The 21178-nt window shown below is 71.2% G+C and carries 19 protein-coding genes; 10 read left to right on the top strand and 9 right to left on the bottom strand.

Features of this window, described 5'->3' with window-relative positions:
* Position 1 precedes the first annotated feature (1 nt).
* From thrC to argS, 4 genes are read right to left on the bottom strand one after another with little or no spacing between them, the layout of a single operon-like run.
* Positions 2 to 1105, bottom strand: coding sequence for a threonine synthase (gene thrC / locus ACSGDB_RS07125; RefSeq protein WP_434993818.1), 1104 nt, complete (start codon positions 1103 to 1105; stop codon positions 2 to 4).
* Positions 1106 to 2437, bottom strand: coding sequence for a homoserine dehydrogenase (locus tag ACSGDB_RS07120; protein ID WP_434993817.1), 1332 nt, complete (start codon positions 2435 to 2437; stop codon positions 1106 to 1108).
* Positions 2434 to 3969 carry a diaminopimelate decarboxylase gene (lysA, locus tag ACSGDB_RS07115; RefSeq protein WP_434993815.1) on the bottom strand — a complete coding sequence of 512 codons (1536 nt, stop codon included), beginning with the start codon at positions 3967 to 3969 and terminating at the stop codon, positions 2434 to 2436. The genes ACSGDB_RS07120 and lysA overlap by 4 nt, the downstream gene beginning before the upstream one ends.
* A 5-nt stretch (positions 3970 to 3974) precedes the next feature.
* Positions 3975 to 5624: an arginine--tRNA ligase gene (argS, locus tag ACSGDB_RS07110; protein ID WP_434993814.1), complete on the bottom strand. Its 1650-nt coding sequence runs from the start codon at positions 5622 to 5624 to the stop codon at positions 3975 to 3977.
* A gap of 215 nt (positions 5625 to 5839) precedes the next feature.
* Between argS and ACSGDB_RS07105 the strand changes: the two genes are divergently transcribed.
* From ACSGDB_RS07105 to ACSGDB_RS07070, 8 genes are all read left to right on the top strand, one after another.
* Positions 5840 to 6367 (top strand): FMN-binding protein, encoded by a 528-nt coding sequence (locus ACSGDB_RS07105; protein WP_434993812.1) that lies wholly within the window; start codon positions 5840 to 5842, stop codon positions 6365 to 6367.
* Positions 6368 to 6377: 10 nt separating this feature from the next.
* Positions 6378 to 7238: an FAD:protein FMN transferase gene (locus tag ACSGDB_RS07100; RefSeq protein WP_434993810.1), complete on the top strand. Its 861-nt coding sequence runs from the start codon at positions 6378 to 6380 to the stop codon at positions 7236 to 7238.
* Positions 7235 to 8746: an FAD-dependent oxidoreductase gene (locus ACSGDB_RS07095; RefSeq protein WP_434993809.1), complete on the top strand. Its 1512-nt coding sequence runs from the start codon at positions 7235 to 7237 to the stop codon at positions 8744 to 8746. The genes ACSGDB_RS07100 and ACSGDB_RS07095 overlap by 4 nt, the downstream gene beginning before the upstream one ends.
* 91 nt (positions 8747 to 8837) lie before the next feature.
* Positions 8838 to 9242 carry a VOC family protein gene (locus tag ACSGDB_RS07090; protein ID WP_434993808.1) on the top strand — a complete coding sequence of 135 codons (405 nt, stop codon included), beginning with the start codon at positions 8838 to 8840 and terminating at the stop codon, positions 9240 to 9242.
* A 245-nt stretch (positions 9243 to 9487) separates the two neighbouring features.
* A complete protein-coding gene (locus ACSGDB_RS07085; RefSeq protein ID WP_434993807.1) occupies positions 9488 to 10246 on the top strand; it encodes a LamB/YcsF family protein in 759 nt (252 codons plus the stop codon).
* Positions 10243 to 11904 carry a 5-oxoprolinase/urea amidolyase family protein gene (locus tag ACSGDB_RS07080; RefSeq protein WP_434993806.1) on the top strand — a complete coding sequence of 554 codons (1662 nt, stop codon included), beginning with the start codon at positions 10243 to 10245 and terminating at the stop codon, positions 11902 to 11904. The genes ACSGDB_RS07085 and ACSGDB_RS07080 overlap by 4 nt, the downstream gene beginning before the upstream one ends.
* 11 nt (positions 11905 to 11915) lie before the next feature.
* On the top strand, positions 11916 to 13652 hold the full coding sequence (locus ACSGDB_RS07075) for an acetyl/propionyl/methylcrotonyl-CoA carboxylase subunit alpha (protein ID WP_434993805.1): 1737 nt from the start codon (positions 11916 to 11918) through the stop codon (positions 13650 to 13652).
* Positions 13653 to 13684: 32 nt separating this feature from the next.
* A complete protein-coding gene (locus ACSGDB_RS07070) occupies positions 13685 to 14377 on the top strand; it encodes a GntR family transcriptional regulator (RefSeq protein ID WP_434993804.1) in 693 nt (230 codons plus the stop codon).
* Between the two features lie 18 nt (positions 14378 to 14395).
* Here the strand turns inward: ACSGDB_RS07070 and ACSGDB_RS07065 are convergent, their stop codons facing one another.
* Both ACSGDB_RS07065 and ACSGDB_RS07060 read right to left on the bottom strand, forming a co-directional pair.
* Positions 14396 to 15160 (bottom strand): putative hydro-lyase, encoded by a 765-nt coding sequence (locus tag ACSGDB_RS07065; protein WP_434993979.1) that lies wholly within the window; start codon positions 15158 to 15160, stop codon positions 14396 to 14398.
* Positions 15161 to 15192: 32 nt separating this feature from the next.
* On the bottom strand, positions 15193 to 16410 hold the full coding sequence (locus ACSGDB_RS07060) for an NRAMP family divalent metal transporter (RefSeq protein ID WP_434993803.1): 1218 nt from the start codon (positions 16408 to 16410) through the stop codon (positions 15193 to 15195).
* Between the two features lie 218 nt (positions 16411 to 16628).
* Between ACSGDB_RS07060 and ACSGDB_RS07055 the strand changes: the two genes are divergently transcribed.
* Positions 16629 to 17126, top strand: coding sequence for a tetratricopeptide repeat protein (locus tag ACSGDB_RS07055; protein ID WP_434993802.1), 498 nt, complete (start codon positions 16629 to 16631; stop codon positions 17124 to 17126).
* On the top strand, positions 17126 to 17653 hold the full coding sequence (locus tag ACSGDB_RS07050; protein WP_434993801.1) for a hypothetical protein: 528 nt from the start codon (positions 17126 to 17128) through the stop codon (positions 17651 to 17653). Before ACSGDB_RS07055 ends, ACSGDB_RS07050 begins: the two co-directional genes overlap by 1 nt.
* 118 nt (positions 17654 to 17771) lie before the next feature.
* On the opposite strand, the gene ACSGDB_RS07045 is transcribed toward ACSGDB_RS07050, so the two are convergent.
* The 3 genes from ACSGDB_RS07045 to ACSGDB_RS07035 form a co-directional block, all read right to left on the bottom strand.
* Positions 17772 to 18722: an NAD(P)-dependent alcohol dehydrogenase gene (locus ACSGDB_RS07045; protein ID WP_434993800.1), complete on the bottom strand. Its 951-nt coding sequence runs from the start codon at positions 18720 to 18722 to the stop codon at positions 17772 to 17774.
* 58 nt (positions 18723 to 18780) lie between these two features.
* A complete protein-coding gene (locus ACSGDB_RS07040) occupies positions 18781 to 19566 on the bottom strand; it encodes a hypothetical protein (RefSeq protein WP_434993799.1) in 786 nt (261 codons plus the stop codon).
* Positions 19567 to 19793: 227 nt separating this feature from the next.
* The gene (locus ACSGDB_RS07035; RefSeq protein WP_434993798.1) at positions 19794 to 21176 is read right to left on the bottom strand and encodes a glutamate decarboxylase; all 1383 of its coding nucleotides are present in this window, start codon (positions 21174 to 21176) and stop codon (positions 19794 to 19796) included.
* Positions 21177 to 21178: the final 2 nt, after the last annotated feature.

Below are 21178 nucleotides of genomic sequence, written 5' to 3'. Positions count from 1 at the left end.
GTCAGTCCTCGAGTCCCAGCGCGGCGGCGACGCTCACGACGTCGAACTCCACCTTGGTCGGCTCGACGTCGGCCCCGTCCGCGGTGCGCAGCGCCCACTGGGGGTCCTTGAGGCCGTGGCCGGTGACCGTGATGACGATCGTCTTGCCCGTCGGGACGAGGCCCTCGGCGTGCTTCTTCAGCAGCCCCGCGACACCCGCGGCGGACGCGGGCTCCACGAAGACACCCTCGCGGGAGGACAGCCAGCGGTGGGCGTCGAGGATCTCGTCGTCGGTCACGGCCTCGATGAGCCCGCCGGACTCGTCGCGCGCGGCCACCGCGAAGTCCCACGACGCCGGGTTGCCGATGCGGATGGCGGTCGCGATGGTGTCCGGCTCGGTGATCGGGTGGCCCTTGACGAGCGGCGAGGCGCCCTCCGCCTGGAAGCCCCACATGATCGGGGTGCGCGTCGCGACGGCCGGGAGCACCCCGTGGTACATGGAGTCGTAGGGTGCGGCGTACTCCTTGTAGCCCTTCCAGTACGCGCTGATGTTGCCGGCGTTGCCCACCGGCATGAGGTGGTAGTCCGGGGCGTCGCCGAGGGTGTCGACGACCTCGAAGGCCGCCGTCTTCTGTCCCTCGAGGCGGGCCGGGTTCACGGAGTTCACGAGGAACACCGGGTATGCCTCCGCGAGCTTCCGGGCCACGTCGAGGCAGTTGTCGAAGTTGCCGTTGACCTGCAGCAGTTCCGCGCCGTGGGCGATGGCCTGGCTCAGCTTGCCCATCGAGATCTTGCCGTCCGGCACGAGCACGGCGCACGTGATCCCGGCCTGCGTGGCGTAGGCGGCGGCCGAGGCGGACGTGTTGCCCGTGGAGGCGCACACCACGGCCTTCGCTCCGGCGGCGACGGCCGCGGTCATCGCCATGGTCATGCCACGGTCCTTGAAGGATCCCGTGGGATTCATGCCCTCGACCTTGAGGTAGACGGTGGAACCCGTCAGTTCGCTCAAATGCCGGGCGTGCACGAGCGGCGTGCCGCCCTCGCCGAGGGTGATGACCTCGGTGGAGTCGGTGACAGGCAGGCGTTCGGCGTATTCGCGGATGACTCCGCGCCACTGGTGGGCCACTTAGATTCCCTCTACTCGGAGCACGGATGAGACGGCGGTGATGACATCGAGCGCGGCGACCTGTTCGACGGTCGCGGCGAGGGACGCCTCGGGCGCACGGTGCGTGACGATGCGCAGTTCGGCGGTGGTGCCGCCGTCGGGCCCGCCCTGGTGGATGCGCTGGCGCATGGTCTCGATGGAGACGCCGTTCTCCGCGAAGATCTGGGCGATCCGGGCGAGGACACCCGGCTGGTCCGCGACCTCGAGGCCGATGCAGTAGCTCGTGCGGACGGTGTCGATACTCAGGGGCGGGACGTGCCCGGTGGTGGTCTCCGTGCGGCCCGGGCCGCCGAGCACCATGCGGCGCGCGGCGCTGATGACGTCGCCCAGCACGGCGGACGCCGTGGGCGTGCCGCCGGCGCCCTGACCGTAGAACATCAGTTCCCCGGCGTTCTCCGCCTCGATGAAGACGGCGTTGAACGCGCCGTGGACGGCGGCCAGCGGGTGGGTGCGCGGCAGGAGCGTCGGGTGGACGCGGACGCCGACCCCGGCGGCACCGGCCTCGTCGGTGAGGATCTCGGCGATGGCCAGCAGCTTGATGACGTAGCCGTCCTCCGCCGCGGCCGCAATGTCGTCGGCCGTGACCGCGGTGATGCCCTCGCAGTGGACGTCCTCGAGGGCGAACCGGGTGTGGAAGGACAGGGAGGCGAGGATCGCGGCCTTCGCTGCGGCGTCGTGGCCCTCGACGTCGGCCGTCGGGTCGGCCTCGGCGTACCCGAGGTCCTGGGCGGCCTTCAGGGCGTCCGCGAAGGAGGCACCCGTGGAGTCCATCTGGTCGAGGATGTAGTTGGTGGTCCCGTTGACGATGCCGAGCACGCGCGTGATGCGGTCACCGGAGAGGCTGTCCCGGATGGGGCGCAGGATCGGGATCGCGCCGGCGACGGCGGCCTCGTAGGACAGCTGGACGCCGGCGGCGTCGGCCTGCTCGTAGAGCTCGGGGCCGTCCTGGGCGAGGAGCGCCTTGTTGCCGCTGACCACCGTGGCCCCGTGCTCGATGGCGCGGAGGATCAGGGACTTGGCCGGCTCGATGCCGCCCATGAGCTCGATGACGATGTCGGCGTCCTCGACGAGCTTCTCGGCGTCGAGCGTCAGGAGACCGGCGGGCAGGTCGACGTCACGCTGCGCGTCGAGGGTGCGGACGGCGACCCCGACGAGTTCGAGGGGGGCTCCGGCGCGGCGCCCGAGGTTCTCCGCGTCCTCGAGCAGGATGCGGGCGACCTGCGAACCGACGTTGCCGCAGCCGAGGAGGGCGACGCGGAGTGGCTGGCGTGAGGGCGTGGCTGGGGTGTTCATACGGTCCGTGGGGCTCCTGGTTCCGGGGCGGGCAAGGCGGGGTCGTGCGTGGCCGGTGGGCGCTGGACGTCCCTGCGGAACAGGTCCTCCTCGGTCTCGCCGCGCACGATCAGCCGGGCACGGCCGTCGGCCACCGCCACGACGGGCGGACGCGTCAGGTAGTTGTAGTTGCTCGAGAGCACCCAGCAGTAGGCTCCGGTGCCCGGGACGGCGAGGAGGTCACCGGCTCCGGTGTCCTCGGGGAGGTAGACGTCCCGCACCACAATGTCACCGCTCTCGCAGTGTTTTCCAACCACGCGGGAGAGCACCGGCTCCGCCTCGGGCGCGCGGGAGGCCAGGACGGCCGAGTAATCCGCGCCGTAGAGCACCGGGCGGGCGTTGTCGCTCATGCCACCGTCCACCGACACATAGCGTCGCGGGTGCGTAACGGAGGCGTCCTGAGGCTCCCCGGACCCGGCCGCGGCGTCCACGCGCACGGTCTTGGTGGTGCCGGCGGTGTACAGCGTGAACGTGGTGGGACCGACGATGGCGCGGCCGGGTTCGATGGAGATCCGGGGGACCTGCAGGCGCAGCTCGCGGCAGGTGGCGCCGACGACGGACGCCATGGCGCGGGCGATCTCCGCCGCGGGCCGCGGTTCGTCCTCCTCGGTGTAGGCGATGCCGTAGCCGCCGCCGAGGTCGAGTTCGGCGAGTTCGACGCCGTGCCGGTCCCGGACCCCCGCGAGGAAGCCGAGCAGTCGCTGTGCCGCCAGTTCGAAACCCTCGGGCTCGAAGATCTGCGACCCGATGTGGCAGTGCACGCCCAGGAGGTTGATGCCGGGGTGGGCGAGGGCGTCCGCGACGGCGCGCGCGGCGGGCGAAGTATCTTCCCCTGCGGCCTGGCCGGGGCCCTGGTCGGTGGTCAGCGACAGACCGAACTTCTGGTCCTCGTGCGCCGTGGCGATGAACTCGTGGGTGGAGGCATGGACGCCCGGCGTCAGGCGGAGCATGACGTTGGCGCGGCGCCCGCGCTGCACGGCCAGGTCCCCGACGAGGGCGACCTCCTGCAGGCTGTCGACGACGATCCGGCCCAGGTCGGCGTCGATGGCGCGCGTGATCTCCGCCGCCGACTTGTTGTTCCCGTGGAGCCCGAGCCGGTGGCCGGGCATGCCTGCACTGAGCGCGACGGCGAGTTCCCCGCCCGAGCAGGTGTCGAGCCCGAGGCCTTCCTCGCGCACCCAGTGGGCCACCTCGGTGCACAGGAAGGACTTGCCGGCGTAGAACACGTCCACTCCCCCGCACAGGTCGCGGAAGGCGTCGTCGAACGCATCACGGAAGGTCGCGGCGCGCGAGCGGAAGTCGCGTTCGGACATCACGAACAGCGGGGTGCCGTACTCGGCGGCGAGCTCGTCGACGGAGACGCCGTCGATGCGCAGCACGCCGTCGTCGCCGCGGTCCACGTCCTCGGCCCACAGCTTCGTGTCCAGCCGGGCCTGGTCCTGCGGGAAGGAGAGCCAGGCGGGGGCGAGCGGGGACCGGTCCGGCGCGGGCACGGCCGTCACATCCTCTCCGGTGCCGAGACGCCGAGGAGGTCGAGGCCGTTGGCCAGCACCTGCTGGGTGGCGTTGTTCAGCCAGAGGCGCGAGCGGTGGACGTCCTCGACGGGCGCCTCGCCGAGCGGTGCGACACGGCAGGCGTCGTACCAGCGGTGGTAGGTCCCGGCGATCACCTCCAGGTGGCGGGCCACCCGGTGCGGTTCGCGGAAGGTCGCGGCCTGCGCGACGACGCCCGGGAACTGGCCGAGGGCGGCGAGCAGCTCGCCCTCCGTGGGGTGGCTGAGCGATGCGGCGTCGAATGAGCCGGTGTCCACGCCCGCCGAGACGGCGTTGCGGGCGACGGCGTGGGTCCGGGCGTGCGCGTACTGCACGTAGAACACGGGGTTCTCGTTGGTGCGTCGCGTCAGGAGGTCCAGATCGATGTCGATGTTCGAGTCCGCCGAGAATCGGGCGAGGGTGTACCGGGCTGCGTCCACGCCGACGGCGTCGACGAGATCCTCCAGCGTGACCACCGTGCCGGCGCGCTTGGACATGCGGACCGGCGCGCCGTCCTTCATGAGGTTCACCATCTGGCCGATGAGCACCTCGACGGTGTCCGGATCGTCGCCCAGAGCGGCTGCGGCAGCCTTGAGGCGGGCCACGTACCCGTGGTGGTCGGCGCCGAGCATGATGATGTTGAGGTCGAACCCCCGGCGGCGCTTGTTGACGAAGTAGCCGATATCGCCCGCGATGTACGCCGGAGCACCATCGGACTTGATGACCACGCGGTCCCGGTCATCACCGAAATCGGTGGACTTCAGCCACCAGGCGCCGTCCTCGAAGAAGAGGTTGCCCGATTCCTTCAGTTGTTCGAGCAGGCCGCCCACGAAGTTGTTCTCGAAGAGCGAGTGCTCGTGGAAGTAGACATCGAAGTCCACGCCGAAGTCGTGGAGCGAGGCCTTGATGTCGGTGAACATGAAGTCGACGCCGACCGCACGGAAGCGCTCGACTGCGTCCGCCTCCGGGAGCGTCAGGATGTCGGGCTCGACGGCGACGACGCGCTGCGCGATGTCCTCGATGTACTGGCCGCCGTAGCCGTCCTCGGGGGCGGGTCCGCCCGCGGCGCTCGCATGGAGCGAGCGCGCGAACCGTTCGATCTGCGCCCCGTGGTCGTTGAAGTAGTACTCGCGCACCACGGTGGCGCCCTGTGACTGGAGCACCCGGGCGAGGGCGTCCCCCACGGCCGCCCAGCGCGTCCCGCCGATGTGGATCGGCCCCGTGGGGTTGGCCGACACGAACTCGAGGTTGATCTTCTGGCCGGCGAGCGCTGTGCTTCCGCCGTAGGCCGGGCCCGCCTCGACGATCGTCCGGGCGAGCTCGCCGGCCGCCCCGGCGTCGAGCGTGATGTTGAGGAACCCGGGACCGGCGATGTCGACGCTCTTCACGCCCTCGATGCCGGCGAGTCGGTCGCTGAGGATCTGGGCGAAGTCGCGGGGGTTCATCCCCGCCTTCTTGCCGAGCTGCAGTGCGATGTTCGTGGCCCAGTCCCCGTGCTCACGGTTCTTCGGCCGCTCGACACGCACCTCCGAGGGGAGGTCGACCGTGAAGTCACCGGCCTCGACGGCGGCCGTCAGGCATGCGGAAATAGCGGCAGAGAGTTCTTCGGGAGTCACGTGTCCAGCATAGCGGCGCGGTCCCGACCGCCCGGATTTTCGTGACGTGGGTCAAGTGCGGGCGGAACCCCGCGGAGAAACCGTCCGCGGCGGCCGCTGGGACGAATGGATGAGTAGATCGTCGGGCTGACCACGGCTGTCGGTTTCAGGTTCAATGATATCGACGGGCCACACGTCCAGCCCGGCCCGCCGCCGCACATCGACAGGAGCACCCCGTGACCAGAACAGGCCTCACCCGAACCGCTGCGGGAGCCGCGGCCGGCGCGCCCGGCTTCAGCCGCCACCAGCGGGTCCTGACGGCGCTGGCGGCCGCATCGATCCTCGGCGCCACGGGATGCGCCGGCGCCGAGGAACCGGCCGGAGGAGCGCCGGCATCGGAGCAGCCCGTCGCCGGACGGTCGGCGACCGACGCTCCGGCCGGGACGCCCGCTGCCGACGGATCCGGGGCCTACGAGGACGGCACCTATGCCGCGACCGGCAGCTACCAGTCCCCTGCCGGGCAGGAGGAGGTGGGCGTCACCCTCACCCTCGAGGCCGACGTCGTCACCGCCGTCGACGTGGAGCCGATGCCCGACAACCCCACCACCAGGGAGTACCAGGGGCGTTTCGCGGGCGGGATCTCGGAGGCCGTCGTCGGGAAGAGGCTGGACGAACTCTCCGTCGACAAGGTGGCCGGCTCGTCCCTGACGAGCGGCGGGTTCAACGACGCCCTGGGGAAGATCAAGGGCGAGGCGCGGCTCTAGGCGGGCCGGCATGGCGGATTCGTTCAGTTTCGAGGCGATCGGCACCGGCTGGCGCGTGGACACGGGTGCGGCGCTGCTGCCCGGGCAGCGGTCACACCTGCTGCGCCTCGCCGAGGAGTACGACGCGCTCTACTCCCGGTTTCGCACCGATTCCGGTGTCATGGCACTCGCCGCTGCGGGCGGCTCGCTGCCCCTCCCGCCCCACGGCGCCGACCTCGGACGCCTGCTGCGCTCGCTCTACGAGCTCACCGGCGGCGGTGTCTCACCGCTCGTCGGTGACCCGCTCGCCGCACAGGGCTACGACGCCGGTTACTCCCTGACGCCCACGCAGCAGCCGGCCCCCGCCCGGGCCTGGAACGACGTCCTGACCTGGACGGACGACGGCCTCGCCCTGCGGGAACCGGCGATCCTCGACGTCGGCGCGGCCGGCAAGGGACAGCTCGTCGACCTCATGGTGGACTATCTGCGCGCCGAGGGCCACGACGACGTGGTCGTCGATGCCAGCGGAGACATGCGCAGGGCCGCCGACGGCACCATCACCGTCGCCCTCGAGCACCCCTACGACCCGACGTCGGCGATCGGCGTGGTCGGCCTCGGAACCGGCGCCCTGTGCGCCTCCGCGTCGAACCGCCGCGCGTGGGGTGACGGCCTGCACCACGTCCTGGACGCAAGGACCGGACGAAGTGTCGACACCGTCGTCGCGACCTGGGTCCTCGCCGCGGACGCCATGACCGCCGACGGCCTGTGCACGGCCCTGTTCCTCACCGATCCCGCGGACCTCGCGACGGCGTTCACCTTCGACTACGTCCTGATGTACTCGGACGGACGCGCCCGCTGTTCCGCACCCCTCGCAGGAGCCCTCTTCTCATGACCGCAGCACTCGACGGCCTCCTCGGCCGCATGACCATGTACCGGCTCGCACTCGTGCTCCTGGTGATCCTCACCGTCGAGGCGCTGGTCCTCGCACTGGCCGGCCTGCTCGCCTTCACCCCCGCCGAGATCGGCGGGACCCTCGTGGCTGCGGTGGGCGGCACGATCATCGGCACCCGGCTGATGGCACTGATCCTCCGCCTGCGGCCCCATGGCGAGTCCTCGCTCATCACCGGGCTGATCCTCTTCCTGATCATGTTCCCGTCAGCCACGGGAGCCGGCCTCGCGGGCATCCTCGCGGCCGGTGTGGCCGCCGGCGCGTCGAAGTTCCTCCTGGCGGTGAGGGGTCGCCACGTCTTCAATCCGGCCGCGGCGGGGGCGGTGGTCGCCACGCTGTTCGGCGTGGGGGTTGCCGGGTGGTGGGTCGCGAATGCCTACATGCTCCCCGTCGTCGCGGTCGGCGGTGCGCTCCTGCTGTACAGGACGCGGAAGGCGGGCATGGCGGCCGTGTTCCTCGTGGTGACCATCGGCGTCCTGCTCTTCGGCCTGGTGCAGAACGGGGTGATGCCCGGAGCCGGCCTCCAACTCGTCCTGACCTCGTACCCCGTCCTGTTCCTGCTCGGTTTCATGCTGACCGAGCCGCTGACCCTGCCGCCGCTGCGGTGGCAGCAGTGGCTCGTCGCCGCCGTCGTGGGCGTGGTGTTCGCCCTGCAGCTCTCCGTCGGCCCGGTCTTCCTCGGGCCCGAGTTCGCCCTCGTGCTCGGCAACGCCCTCGCTTTCGCCCTGGGCCAGCGTCGGAGTGTGCGCCTCTCCCTCGCGGGGAGACGGCAGCTGACCCCCACGAGCACCGAACTGGTCTTCGCACCCGAGCACCCCGTGCGTTTCCGGGCCGGCCAGTACATGGAGCTGAATCTGCCGCACCGCGGGGTCGACAGCCGCGGCAGCCGCCGGACCTTCAGCATCACGTCCGCGCCGCAGCAGCGTGACGCCGTGACCTTCGGCCTGCGGACCACGGAGGGGGGCAGCTCCTTCAAGACCGCACTCCTCGGTCTTCCGGACAGCGCGCACGTCACGGGGACGCTCGTCGGAGGCGACTTCCACCTGCCGCGCGATCCGGCGGTCCCCCTGCTCCTGATCGCCGGAGGCATCGGGGTGACGCCGTTCATGAGCCAGCTCCGCGATCTCGGCGAGCGCGGCGAGGAGCGCGACGTCGTGCTCGTCTATGCGGTCCGCAGCGGGCAGGAGATCGCCTTCCTCGACGAGCTGGCCGGCCTGGGGACGCGCGTGGTGCTGTTCGTGCCGGCCTCCGACGACGTGCCGGCGCTGCCGGGACGGTGGACCCTCGCGGGAACGGAGCCGACGGCGGACGCCCTCCTCGCGGCGGTGCCGGACCTCGCCCGTCGGACGGTCCTCGTCTCGGGCTCCCCCGCGTTCATCGGACGTCTGCGTGCCGCCGTGCGCTCGGCGGGCGCCTCGCGGGTGAGGACCGACGCCTTCCTCGGCTACTGATCCGCCGGCTGCTGCACTCCGGCCCTTCTCCACACCGGCGGTGCGGCCTACGCTGGCCCACATCATGGTCGGCGAGGACGAGGAGTGAGCCATGAAGATAGCCCTGACGAGCCTGTTCGTCGACGACCAGCGGAAGGCCCTCGCCTTCTACACCGACGTGCTCGGGTTCGTGAAGCGCCAGGACGTCCCGCTCGGCGTGCATTCCTGGCTCACCGTGGTGTCCCCCGAATCACCGGAGGGGCCCGAGCTGCTCCTGGAGCCGTCCAGCCACCCGGCCGTGAAACCGTTCCGCGATGCCCTCGTCCACGACGGGATCCCGCTGGCCCAGTTCGCGGTCGGGGACGTCGAGGCCGAGTACGCACGCCTGAGCGCACGGGGCGTGACCTTCACCCAGCCGCCGCTGGACATCGGCGCCGCCGTCGTGGCGATCTTCGACGACACGTGCGGCAACCTCATCCAGCTCATGGAGCCGAAGCCGGACGACGCCCAGTCCTGACGCCGGCGCGCTGTCCTCGGCGGACGAGGCGACGCGGGTGGAGGAGGTGCCCTTCTCGTCTTCGCCACCCGGCAGGAGGGCGGGTGATTCACGCTGACACCGTTCGAGGGCAGCCTGCCCGCGACGCCGGACGCGGTCGAAGCCCTCCGGCGATGATCGCCGGCGGACCCCGGACAAAACATTGTTGAACAATCCGGCGGACTCGGGCATCCTTGAGGAACCACTCAGGAGAGACGAGGATCACAATGGTGCAGATCGACCTCAACAGCGACGTCGGCGAATCGTTCGGCAACTGGACCATGGGGGACGACGCCGCGATCTTCCGCTCCGTCTCGAGCGCCAACGTCGCGTGCGGCTTCCACGCCGGGGAACCGTCCACCATCGCGCAGACCTGCCGGGACGCGGTGGCGGCCGGCGTGACGATCGGCGCGCACGTCGGCTACCGGGACCTGGCCGGGTTCGGCCGCCGCTTCCTGGACTGCTCCCCCACCGAACTGGCCGACGACGTCCTGTACCAGATCGGCGCCCTCGACGCGATCTCCCGGGCTGCCGGCGGCACCATCAAGTACGTGAAACCCCACGGCGCCCTCTACAACACCATCGTCACCCACGAGGTGCAGGCCCGGGCCGTGGTGGATGCCGTCAAGGCGTTCGGCGGCGACCTCCCGCTGCTGCTCCTCCCCGGCTCCGCGGCGCTGAAGGCCGCGGAGAAGTCGGGCCTCCGCGGGGTGGCCGAGGCCTTCGCCGACCGGGCCTACAACCCGGACGGCACCCTGGTCTCCCGCCGGGAACCCGGCGCCGTCCTCCGCGACGAGGACGAGGTCTCCGCCAACATGGTGCGCCTCGCCCAGGACGGAGTGATCATCGCCCGCGACGGGTCGACGATCAGGACCACCGCGGAGAGTATCTGCCTCCACGGCGACACCACCGGCGCGGTGTCCATGTCCGCCGCGGTCCGCCGGGACCTCCAGGCCGCGGGCGTCGAGATCCGGAGCTTCGTGTGACCCGTCCCGAGATCCGCTGGGCCGGGCCGCGCGCCCTCCTGATCCAGCTCGACTCCCTGGAGTCGGTCCTCTCGGTGCACGCGCACCTGCAGGAGCACCCGCTCCGTGGACAGGTCGACGTGCTCGCCGCCGCGCGGACCGTCCTGGCCGTCTTCGATTCCGGCACCAGCGCCCGTGCCGCGCGCACCGCCGTCGCGCAGCTCGACACGGCACCCGGGAAGGACACCGCCGCCGCCGGTGATCCGGTGCGGATCGAGGTGGTGTACGACGGCGAGGACCTCGCCGAGGTGGGCCGCCTCACCGGCCTCGACCCCGACGCCGTCGTCGCCGCGCACACCGGCCAGCTGTGGACCGCAGCCTTCGGCGGATTCGCGCCGGGGTTCGCCTATCTGGTCGGGGAGAACGAGGCGCTCACGGTCCCCCGCCGCAGCACGCCCCGCACGGCGGTGCCCGCCGGAGCGGTGGCCCTGGCGGGAAACTTCTCGGCCGTCTACCCACGCCGCTCCCCCGGGGGGTGGCAGCTCATCGGGAGGACCGCGTCCCGGCTCTGGGACCTGGACCGGGAGCAGCCTGCCCTCCTCAGGCCGGGGACCACCGTGCAGTACGTGGCCGTCCGGGAGTCGGTCACGCTGGGACACCGGGCCGGGGGTTCGGACGCCGGGGGCTCCGAGGCGATCACGGAGACCCCGCCACGGCAGGGCCACGCCCTGGAGATCCTCGCCCCGGGACCGCAGTCGCTCATCCAGGACCTGGGCCGGCCCGGCCTCGGCGACGTGGGCGTCTCGAAAGCCGGCGCCGCCGACACGGCGAGCGCCCGTCAGGCCAACCGACTCGTCGGGAACGCACCCGGCGACGCGGTCATCGAGTCGGTCCTCGGCGGTGTCACCGCCAGGGCCCACGGCGAGCTGACCGTCGCCGTGACCGGCGCCCACACGCCCCTCGAGATCGTCGGCGACGACGGGCCGCGCCCTGCGCCCATGCGCTCACCGTTCGCCCTGCACGACGGCGAGACCCTCCACCTCGACCTGCCCGACGCCGGGCTGCGCTCCTATCTGGCGATCCGCGGCGGGATCGACGTGCCGGAGGTGCTGGGCAGCCGTTCGACCGATGTGATGTCGGGCATCGGCCCGCCTCCCCTCGCCACCGGGACCGTGCTGCCGGTCGGCGCGGTCGACCGGGGCCGCACGGTCGGCGCTCCCGAGCCCTCCACGCTTCCCGACGCCCTCCGACCCGGAACGCAGGAGCCTGTGGTGCTCCGGATCACCGGCGGTCCCCGCCACGACTGGTTCACCGACGCATCCCACGGGGCGCTCACGGGCCAGGAATGGACCGTGAGCGCGGAATCGAACCGGATCGGCGTCCGCCTCGCCGTGACCGGGCACGACGGCGCCGCCGGCGGGCCGCTGGAGCGCGTCAGCTCCGATGAGCTGCCCAGTGAGGGGGTCGTCGCCGGATCGCTGCAGGTGCCGCCGTCGGGCCTGCCCGTGCTCTTCCTCGCCGACCATCCGGTGACAGGCGGATACCCGGTGATCGGCGTCGTCGTTCCCGAGGACCTGCCAACCGCCGCCCAGCTGGCGCCCGGCACCCGGCTGCAGTTCCGGGCCGTGGATCCCGAAAGCCTCCAGCCGCTCCATCCGCTCCCCACCCGAAGCTCGTGAAAGTAGCAGCCATGAAGAAGGTCCTGATCGCCAATCGCGGCGAGATCGCCGTCCGCATCGCCCGTGCGTGCACCGATGCGGAACTGACCTCCGTCGCCGTGTATTCCGATCCGGACGCCGATGCGCTCCACGTCCGCCGTGCCGACGAGGCCTACCCCCTGGGAGGATCGGCCGGCGCGGACACGTACCTCGACATGGGCAAGCTCCTCGCCGTCGCCGCCAGGTCCGGCGCCGACGCCGTCCACCCCGGGTACGGCTTCCTCTCGGAGAACGCCGACTTCGCCCAGGCCGTGCAGGATGCGGGGCTCATCTGGATCGGCCCGTCGCCCGACGCGATCCGGAGCCTCGGCAACAAGGTCACGGCCCGCGAGATCGCCGTGAAGGTCGGCGCCCCCCTGGTCCCCGGATCCGACGGACCCGCCGCCGACGCCGAGGAGGTCCGCGCCTTCGCGGACCAGTACGGCGTCCCCGTCGCCATCAAGGCCGCCTACGGCGGCGGCGGCCGCGGCATGCGGATCGCCCACCGGATGGAGGACATCGACGACGCGTTCGACTCGGCGGTCCGCGAGGCCACCGTCGCCTTCGGCCGCGGCGAGTGCTTCGTCGAGCGGTTCCTGGCCACACCGCGGCACGTCGAGGCGCAGGTCCTCGCGGACACGCAGGGCAACGTCGTCGTCGTCGGGACCCGCGACTGCTCCCTGCAGCGCCGCAACCAGAAGCTGGTCGAGGAGGCCCCCGCGCCGTTCCTGACCGACGACCAGCGCGCCCGCATCCACGAATCGGCGCGCGCCATCTGCCGGGAGGCCGGCTACACCAGTGCCGGCACGGTCGAATACCTGGTGGCGCCCGACGGCGTGATCTCCTTCCTCGAGGTCAACACGCGCCTGCAGGTGGAGCACCCCGTGACCGAGGAGACGTCGGGCGTCGACCTGGTCCGTGAACAGTTCCGCATCGCCGCCGGCCTGCCCCTGAGCATCACCGAGGACCCGACCCCGCAGGGCCATGCCATCGAATTCCGGCTCAACGCCGAGGACGCCGGCCGCGGGTTCCTGCCCTCCCCCGGCCCGGTCGAGGTCTTCGAGGCTCCCACCGGGGCCGGCATCCGCGTGGACACCGGGGTGCGCTCGGGGTCCCGCGTCCCTGCCGAGTACGACTCCCTCATGGCCAAGCTCATCGTCCATGGCGAGGACCGCCCGCAGGCGCTGCGCCGCGCCCGCGCCGCCCTCGACGAACTGCGGATCGATGGCCTCCCCACGGTGCTCCCCTTCCATCGCGCGGTGGTCCGGGACCCCGACTTCACCGATCCCGACCGGCTCGGCGTCTACACCACGTGGATCGAGTCGGCGTTCGCCGAACGCCTCGAGGCAGCCCTCTCGAGCGGGACGGCGGGGCAGCTGGCCCGGCGGGAGACCCTGACCGTGGAGATCGACGGCAAGGCCGTGCAGCTGGGCCTCCCCGCAGAGCTCTTCGCCGCGCTGATGAGCGGCGGCAACGGCGCCCCCGCCGCCCCCTCCGTGGAGGCGACGACGGACCACCACGGGGCGATCACCGCCTCGATGGGCGGCACCCTCGTGAAGTGGCTGGCCGACGACGGTGCCGCGATCGACGCAGGGCAGCCCGTCGCGGTGGTCGAGGCGATGAAGATGGAGACCGAGGTCGTGTCGACGGCTGCCGGGAGGTTCCAGCGCGGCGGCCAGGAGCCGGGGGCCGCCGTCGCCCGCGGCGAGGTCCTGGGCGCGGTGGGCTAGCATCGGCTGGTGACGACGTATGGGGGAAGACCATGGCAGTAGGGACAGCAGCGGAGCTCGATCGCGGGACCATGAGGACGGCCGGGCATGCGCACACGGCGGCGTGGATCGCCACCGTCCTGCGCCGTCGCATCGCCGCCGGTGAGCTGACACCCGGGTCGAAGCTGTCGGAACAGGCGCTGTCGACGGCGCTCGGTGTCTCCCGGAACACCCTGCGCGAGGCGTTCTCGACGCTCGCCGGCGAATCGATGGTCACCCGGATCCCCAACCGGGGCGTGTTCGTCGCCTCCCCCGGGGCCGAGGAGGTGCGCGAGATCTACCGGATACGCCGGATGATCGAGCCCGCGGCGGCACTCTGGGGCGAAGTGACCCCGGAGGCGCTGGCCGACATGGAGGCCATCGTCGAGCGGGCACAGGCAGCCCGCGACGCCGGGGCGGTCGCCGACATGGCCGACGCCAATCAGGCCCTGCACAGCGCCGTGGTCGGCCTGACCGGCAGTGCGTCCCTGCTGATGCTGATGGACCGCGTGCTCGCCGAGATGCGTCTCGTGTTCCACGCGATGGCCTCGGCCCCGGACTTCCACAGCCAGTACGTGGACCGCAACGTGCAACTCGTCGAGCGTCTCCGGGCCGGACGCCGGGAGGAGGCGGCCGCCGGGCTGCGCGCCTACCTGGACTCGTCCGAGGCGGAACTCCTGGAGCACCTCGCGGACGAGTCCGGGTAGCACCGGCCGCGCATCCGCCTAGGGCACCAGGTAGTCGCTGTCCCGGGCATCGGTGATGAGCATGTGCCCCGGCGCGTGGCCGATGGCCAGCGGCGGGCGCGACTGCATCACCGCCGCCTGCGGGGTCACTCCGCACGCCCAGAACACCGGAAGATGCCCCTCGGGGATCCGCACTGCGTCACCGAAGTCCGGCGCATCCACGTCGACCCCCAGTTCCTCCGGATTGCCCACGTGGACCGGAGCGCCGTGCACGGCCGGATAGCGCGAGGTGATGCGGACGGCGTCGGCCACCTGCGCGGCCGGGACCGGGCGCATCGACACCACCAGTGGACCGGACATGGCACCGGCCGGAGCGGCCTCCCGGTTCGTCCGGTACATCGGCACGTTCACACCCTGGTCGATGTGCGCGATCCTGACGCCGCCGTCCTGCAGCGCCGTCTCGAAGGTGAAGGAGCACCCGAACAGGAAGGTCACCAGGTCCTCGCGCCAGTGCGCCAGGACGTCGGTGGGCTCGTCCACCAGGACGCCGTCGTGGTACACGGTGTACTTGGAGACGTCGGTCCGGATGTCGCCGCCGGCCAGCAGTGGCCCGGAGGTCTCGCCCGGCTCCAGCACCCCGAGGATCGGGCACGGTTTGGGATTGCGCTGGGCGAAGAGCAGCAGATCGAACGCCTGGTCACGCGGGATCGACAGCACGTTGACCTGCGCGTACCCGCGGGCCCAGCCCGACGTCGGCGTGACCAGTCCTGCACGGAACGCGGCTCGCGCGTCGGCCGGCAGCATCGCTGCCGGGTCGGCCGGGCGGGCGGCGGGGTTCAGCCCCACAGCCGTGCCAGCCCGGTGAGAGCCGTGTAGCCCAGGAACACGGTCAGGAACCAGGTGATGATGCCGACGATCAGCAGCCATGCGGGGTAGGCGTAGCCGTGCATCAGGTCCCGGCGGCGCCAGGCCACCCAGAGCAGCACACCGAAGCCGACCGGCAGGATCAGGCCGTTGAACGCTCCGGCGAAGATCAACAGTTCCTGGGGTGCCTGCCCGAGGAAGAGGTAGGCGACGCCGCACCCGGCGATGAACGCGACCGTGATGAGGTTCCGCCGGCGTTCGGGGGTCTTCGAGGTGGTGATGAAGGAGACCGAGGTGAACGCGGCTCCGATCACCGAGGTGAGAGCGGCAGCCCAGAGGACGATACCGAAGACCCTCATGCCGATCTCGCCTGCCGCGACACCGAAGGCCTCCGCGGCCAGGTTGTCGCTCGTCAGCACCGCTCCGCCGGCCACGACGCCGAAGATCGCGAGGAACAGCAGCACCCGCATGACGCCGGTGACCAGGATGCCGAGTACCGAGCTGCGGGTGATGTGCTTGACGTTCTCGACGCCCGTGGCGCCGGAATCGAGCATGCGGTGCGCGCCGGCGTAGGTGATGTAGCCGCCGACCGTGCCGCCGACCAGCGTGGTGATGATGAGGAAGTCGATCTGTTCGGGGAGGACCGCGTTCCTGAGCGCTTCACCGACGGGCGGGGCGGCGACGACAGCCACGTAGATCATCAGGAGGATCATGACCGCACCGAGGAGCACCACGATACGGTCCAGTGCCATTCCGGCTTTCTTGCTGACGAAGATCATGATGGCGATGACCGCCGACACGGCTCCACCGATCTTCGGGTCGATGCCGAGCATCGCATTGGCACCGAGTCCGGTGCCGGCGATGTTGCCGATGTTGAAGACCACGCCCCCGACGAAGACGAGACCGGCGAGGAACCATCCGACGCCGGGAAGGACCTTGTTGCCGAGTTCGTGGGCGCGGAGTCCCGAGACTCCGATGACGCGCCAGACATTCATCTGGACCGCGATGTCGATGAGGATCGACGCCAGGATCGCGAACGCGAACGCGGCACCGATCTGGACGGTGAACACGGTGGTCTGGGTGATGAAGCCCGGCCCGATGGCGCTGGTGGCCATGAGGAACATGGCACCCAGCAGCGCGGTGCGCCGGGCGGAGGAGCTCAGTCTCGGTCTGTTCTGTGTATCTGCCATCGGCCCGTCCGTTGCGTGAGGGTGACCGGAGTCACATTGGGTGGTGCGGCTGACGCTACAGGTTGTTGAACAATCGGTGCAAGGCATTGTTCAACAACTTCGGGGCTGACGGTTGGGGCCGGATGCGGTATGACCCTCGGCCCGCTTTCCGGCCCCCGGTGTGCAACGGGAGGGAGTGTCGACCCGGGGCAACCCCTACGGCGTGGCACGCTGGCGGGATGGCAGACGCAGCGTGGCACCGGGAGATCGACCGCTTCTACGAGCAGGAGTTCGACGACGCCGATCCGGAGGGCGCCATCGGCAGGATGCGCGAACTCGTGTCGGCCCGGCCCGAGGACGATGCAGAGGCGCTCTTCGAGCTGGGCGGGGTCCACGACGCTCTCGGGCTCGAGCAGGAGGCGATTCCGCTGTACCGGCGAGCCCTCGACGCAGGACTGGAGGGTCCGAGCGCGCTGCGCGTCTCCATCCAGCTCGCGAGCACGCTCCGCAACGTCGGCCGGTCCGCCGAAGCGGTGGCGATCCCCGAAGCGATGCCCGACGCCGGCGTCGACGAAGGGGCACGCCAGGCCTTCCTCGCCCTGGCCCTGCATGACGAAGGCCGCCACGGGGACGCGCTGAGGACGGCGCTGCTCGCCCTCGTCCCCACGCTCGACGGCTACAGGAGGGCTCTCACCGCCTATGCGGCGGAACTGCCGAGCACCGCCGGGAACAGCTGATGGGCCCTGCGAGGGATGGCCTCGTGATCCGGGTCGGCGGGCAGTCGCGTGACGGGATCCGCAGGTCACTCCTCGGCGCAGGCGTGCAACTCAATGCCTTCGCGGAGACGCTGCTCGCCCACGCGGCATTCGACGACCCCGGAGGTCGGGCCCTCCGAATCGTGGAGCGGACCGTCGAGGGCCTCGGTCTGGTGGGAGGCGCCGTCCAGTCGCGGGTCTTCGCGGCAGCGAGGAGTCAGGGCCTGGAGCTCTGCCCCCTGGTAACCGGCCCCTATCTTCGGCTGGCGCTGATGGACCAGGCCGATGCGCCGGATTCGATCCTGTCCGCAGGTCGCGCTCCGGCCGGCGCTCTCCACGTCGCGTCCGCGCCCGTGAGCGAGGACGCGGAGTACCCCCGAGGCTTCTACCTCCGGGTCGTGGACGGGAAACCCTGGCTGAGGGGTTACCGGTGTGACGACACGTACGTCTGGTCGCCGGAACAGCGGGTCGCGTTCGTCCTGCCCGAGGGCCCTTCAGGCGCGGGCTGACCTCCTCGGCAGGTACCTGGGACGGAGTGGCGACATGACTCTGGATGACGAACTCGACCTGATCGTCGGGCGCCGGAACTGCGTCCGCAGACCATGGGCACGCACATCGCGGGCGGCGTCAGGGGACGACGACGACCTTGCCGAGCGCCTGCCCGGTGCCGACGTAGGCGAGGGCCTGCGGCACCTCGCCGAGCGGGAAGGTGCGGTCGATGTGGAGGCGGAGATCGCCGTCGATGCACCGCTGCGCGACGGGCTCGAAGGACGCCGGGCCCTGCCGGACGGCGAGGATCCCGATCCGTCGTCCGGTGAGGAGGCCCGCAGCGGCTCCGACGGTCGCGACCTGCAGGAGTGTCCGGACGGGTCCGCCGACGCAGAGATACCGGCCGCCACGCGTCAGCGCCCGCCGGCAGGCCATCGCGGATCGGTGGGCGACGAGGTCGAGCACCAGGTCGTAGGGCTCGAGCCGGGTGAAGTCCTGACTGCGGTAGTCGATGACCTCGTCGGCCCCGAGGTCCCGCAGGAAGCCGAGCTTCCCGGCGTTGTCCACCCCGGTCACGTGCGCACCCGAGAGCCGGGCCAGCTGGATCGCGAGGGAGCCCGACCCACCGCCCGCCCCGTTGATGAGCACGCGCTGCCCACGGCGAGCGCGGGCGGTCCCCTGGAGAGCGATCGCGCCTGACTGCGGCAGCGTCGACGCCTCAGCGAAGGTCAGCTCGGCGGGCTTGGAGGCGAGTGCGGTCTCGGGCACTACCGCGTACTCGGCGAAGCCGCCCTTGAGCCCGAGGTTGTCCCCGTACACCTCATCGCCGGGCCGGAACCGGGTGACGTCGGAGCCGACGGCGGTCACCCGTCCCGCGATGTCGGAGCCGAGCACCCGGCGGGCCGGGGTCCGCAGCCCTCCGATGCGCGCGTACAGCGGAGTGCCGCGTAGTCCTTCCCAGTCCGAGAGGTTGACCGACGTGGCGGCGACCTCCACGAGCACCTGGTGGGCTCCGGGCACCGGCTCCGGGACGTCCCGGAGCTTCAGCACGTCCGGTGGACCGTAACGCTCGTACACGACGGCCTTCATGCGGTGCTGCCCTGCGTGGCCTTCACGGGACGGGATGCCACGGACGGCGAGGGGGCCGTCACCGTTCCCGGCTCCAGGCGACCAGGAGGACGACGGCGGCACCCACCGCGGCTGCAGCAGCGGACCTCGACCGCCGGCGTTGCCCGGCCATCACGCCCGCGAACGCCCAGAGGAGCGTCCCGGTGTAGGACCGGGACGAGACGGTCGACCGCTCCGGGCCCGTGACGACCCGGGCGCCGAGCGCGCCGAGCGCCGCGAGGAGGGCGACTCCGAGCGTGGCAGCCTTCGGCCCTGCAGGAACGATCTCCTCGGCGACGAGCAGGGAGGCCAGGTTCACGCCACATGCCGCCTGCCCCCAGGCCGCCAGCATGCCTGCCGCGGGAGCCGCGGCAGCCACTTCGGCACCGCTCAGCCCGTCCTCCACCTCCGCCCGGGCGATCCGGCGCCGTCCCGTCTCCGCCAGGACGGCGAGCGCAACCAGCGCCGCCTGCGCGCCCCAGACCCGGCGCGACCGTGCCAGCGGGGCCCAGAGACCGGCTGCCGCGAAGGCCCCGGCAAGGGGCCAGCCCGCCGCCCGCCAGACATCCCGGGTGCGGGCGGGGCCGCGAGCCTGGTGGACCGCGTAGGTGATGGACGAGGCGAAGATCGGGAACCAGACGGCGAAGGCGTACGGGGCGGGCTGGATCACGTTGGGCGGAGCATCCTCACCCCGGAACCGGGGGCCGTAGAACGTGGGCAGCAGTACCTGGGCGGCGGCCGCGACGCAGGTGAACGCCTGGCGGGACGGATCACCCGACGCCGCCGCCGACACCCGACGGACGATGCTGGAGGACAAGGCGGTCATGGCTGCTCCTCAGGGGATGACGCGGGCCCGGGGATGGCCCTGGTCCAACGGTACGTACTGGCACGCGGCAGGTCACCCCGGCGCTCCGGGTTCCCCGCCCGGGCCCCGTCACGGCGTCTGGCACCGCAGGGTGAGTGACGCCAGCACCAGGACCGCCAGCACGACGGCGGCCCGGCCCCGGGCTCCCCGCCGGAATCCGTCCGGCCCCGCGCGTCGTGGGACATCGGTCAGTGACCCGGTCCGGTCCGGATCTTGTTCCGCTCGGATTCGTGCGCGCCGCCCTTCTTCGCGAGCGTGGAGCACGCCTCCTCGATGTCGCGGGCGAGCGTGTCGACGTGTTCGCGGCTCATCGTCTCCTTGACGAGCGCCCGCATGATCGTGACGTCCTGGGCGTTCGGCGGCAACGTGTAGGCCGGGACCATCCAGCCGCGCTCGGCAGAGAGCTGCCAGGCGATGTCGAACTCGTCGTATCCGGTGTCCTCGGCGAGCCGGAACGCGACCAGGGGAAGTTGCTCCTCGGCGGGGTCGATGATCTCGAAGCGGCCCATGGCGGCCAGTTTCTCGGCGAGGACGCGGGCGTTGGTCTGCATGTTCTGCATGATGTACGTGTAGCCGGCGCGACCGTAGCGCACGAGGTTGTAGTACTGGGCGAGGACCATCGCGGAGCCGGTGGAGAAGTTCAGCGTGAAGGTCGAGTCGGTCTTGCCGAGGTAGTTCTCCTCGAAGACGAGGTCCCTGGCGAGGTCGGCCGTCTCGCGGAAGATCAGCCAGCCGATGCCGGGGTAGACGAGCCCGAACTTGTGTCCGGAGACGTTGATCGAGTGGACCTGCTCGAGCCGGAAATCCCATTCGGAGTGGGGGTAGAGGAACGGCCAGACGAACCCTCCGCTCGCCGCGTCCACGTGCATCGGCACGTCGAGGCCCTGTTCCTTCCTCATCCGCAGGAGCAGGTCGTTGATGCCGACGATGTCGTCCTTGTGACCGGTGAACGTCGTGCCCAGGACGGCTGCGACACCGATGGTGTTCTCGTCGATGTACGCCTGCACGTCGTCCGGGCCGATGGTGTATTTCCCCGGCGCCAGGGGCACGATTCTCGGCTCGACGTCGAAGTAGCGGCAGAACTTCTCCCACACGACGTGCACGTCACCGCCGAACACCAGATTGGGGCTCGACGTCGACCCGCCGGCGGCCTCGCGACGCTTGCGCCAGTTCCACTTCAGGGACAGACCGCCGAGCATGATCGCCTCGGACGACCCCTGGGTCCGTGCCCCTGTCGTCTCGCCGGGGGCGTGGAAGAGGTCGGCGAGCATCCGGATGCAGCGCTGCTCGATCTCGGCGGTGCGGGGATACTCGGCGTGGTCGATGAAGTTGCGGTGCAGGTTCGCGGCGATGATCCGCTGGGCCTCCGGTTCCATCCACGTCGTCACGAAGGTGGCCAGGTTACGGGCCGGGTCGCCCTCCAGCGCGAGGTCCTCCGACACGAGGCGCAGGGCATCCTGGGCGGAAATGCCGGTCTCCGGGAACTCACGGCTCGGCACCTCCTGGGTGACGAATCGGTTGCCGAACAGTGCCGCGTCGGCGTCGAGCTTCTGGGAATCTCTTGACATCATTG

Source organism: Arthrobacter sp. Ld5 (assembly GCF_051172775.1).
Lineage (GTDB): Bacteria > Actinomycetota > Actinomycetes > Actinomycetales > Micrococcaceae > Arthrobacter_D.
This window is presented reverse-complemented; position numbering and strand designations above follow the sequence as displayed.

Bases quoted from the DNA above. Each gene is read 5' to 3' on its own strand.
- ACSGDB_RS07045 (WP_434993800.1), bottom strand. From the start codon at position 18,722: ATGAAGGCCGTCGTGTACGAGCGTTACGGTCCACCGGACGTGCTGAAG.
- ACSGDB_RS07120 (WP_434993817.1), bottom strand. From the start codon at position 2,437: ATGAACACCCCAGCCACGCCCTCACGCCAGCCACTCCGCGTCGCCCTC.
- ACSGDB_RS07070 (WP_434993804.1), top strand. From the start codon at position 13,685: ATGGCAGTAGGGACAGCAGCGGAGCTCGATCGCGGGACCATGAGGACG.
- ACSGDB_RS07085 (WP_434993807.1), top strand. From the start codon at position 9,488: ATGGTGCAGATCGACCTCAACAGCGACGTCGGCGAATCGTTCGGCAAC.
- ACSGDB_RS07060 (WP_434993803.1), bottom strand. From the start codon at position 16,410: ATGGCAGATACACAGAACAGACCGAGACTGAGCTCCTCCGCCCGGCGC.
- ACSGDB_RS07035 (WP_434993798.1), bottom strand. From the start codon at position 21,176: ATGATGTCAAGAGATTCCCAGAAGCTCGACGCCGACGCGGCACTGTTC.
- ACSGDB_RS07095 (WP_434993809.1), top strand. From the start codon at position 7,235: ATGACCGCAGCACTCGACGGCCTCCTCGGCCGCATGACCATGTACCGG.
- ACSGDB_RS07065 (WP_434993979.1), bottom strand. From the start codon at position 15,160: ATGCTGCCGGCCGACGCGCGAGCCGCGTTCCGTGCAGGACTGGTCACG.
- ACSGDB_RS07055 (WP_434993802.1), top strand. From the start codon at position 16,629: ATGGCAGACGCAGCGTGGCACCGGGAGATCGACCGCTTCTACGAGCAG.
- ACSGDB_RS07090 (WP_434993808.1), top strand. From the start codon at position 8,838: ATGAAGATAGCCCTGACGAGCCTGTTCGTCGACGACCAGCGGAAGGCC.
- ACSGDB_RS07050 (WP_434993801.1), top strand. From the start codon at position 17,126: ATGGGCCCTGCGAGGGATGGCCTCGTGATCCGGGTCGGCGGGCAGTCG.
- ACSGDB_RS07100 (WP_434993810.1), top strand. From the start codon at position 6,378: ATGGCGGATTCGTTCAGTTTCGAGGCGATCGGCACCGGCTGGCGCGTG.
- ACSGDB_RS07075 (WP_434993805.1), top strand. From the start codon at position 11,916: ATGAAGAAGGTCCTGATCGCCAATCGCGGCGAGATCGCCGTCCGCATC.
- ACSGDB_RS07040 (WP_434993799.1), bottom strand. From the start codon at position 19,566: ATGACCGCCTTGTCCTCCAGCATCGTCCGTCGGGTGTCGGCGGCGGCG.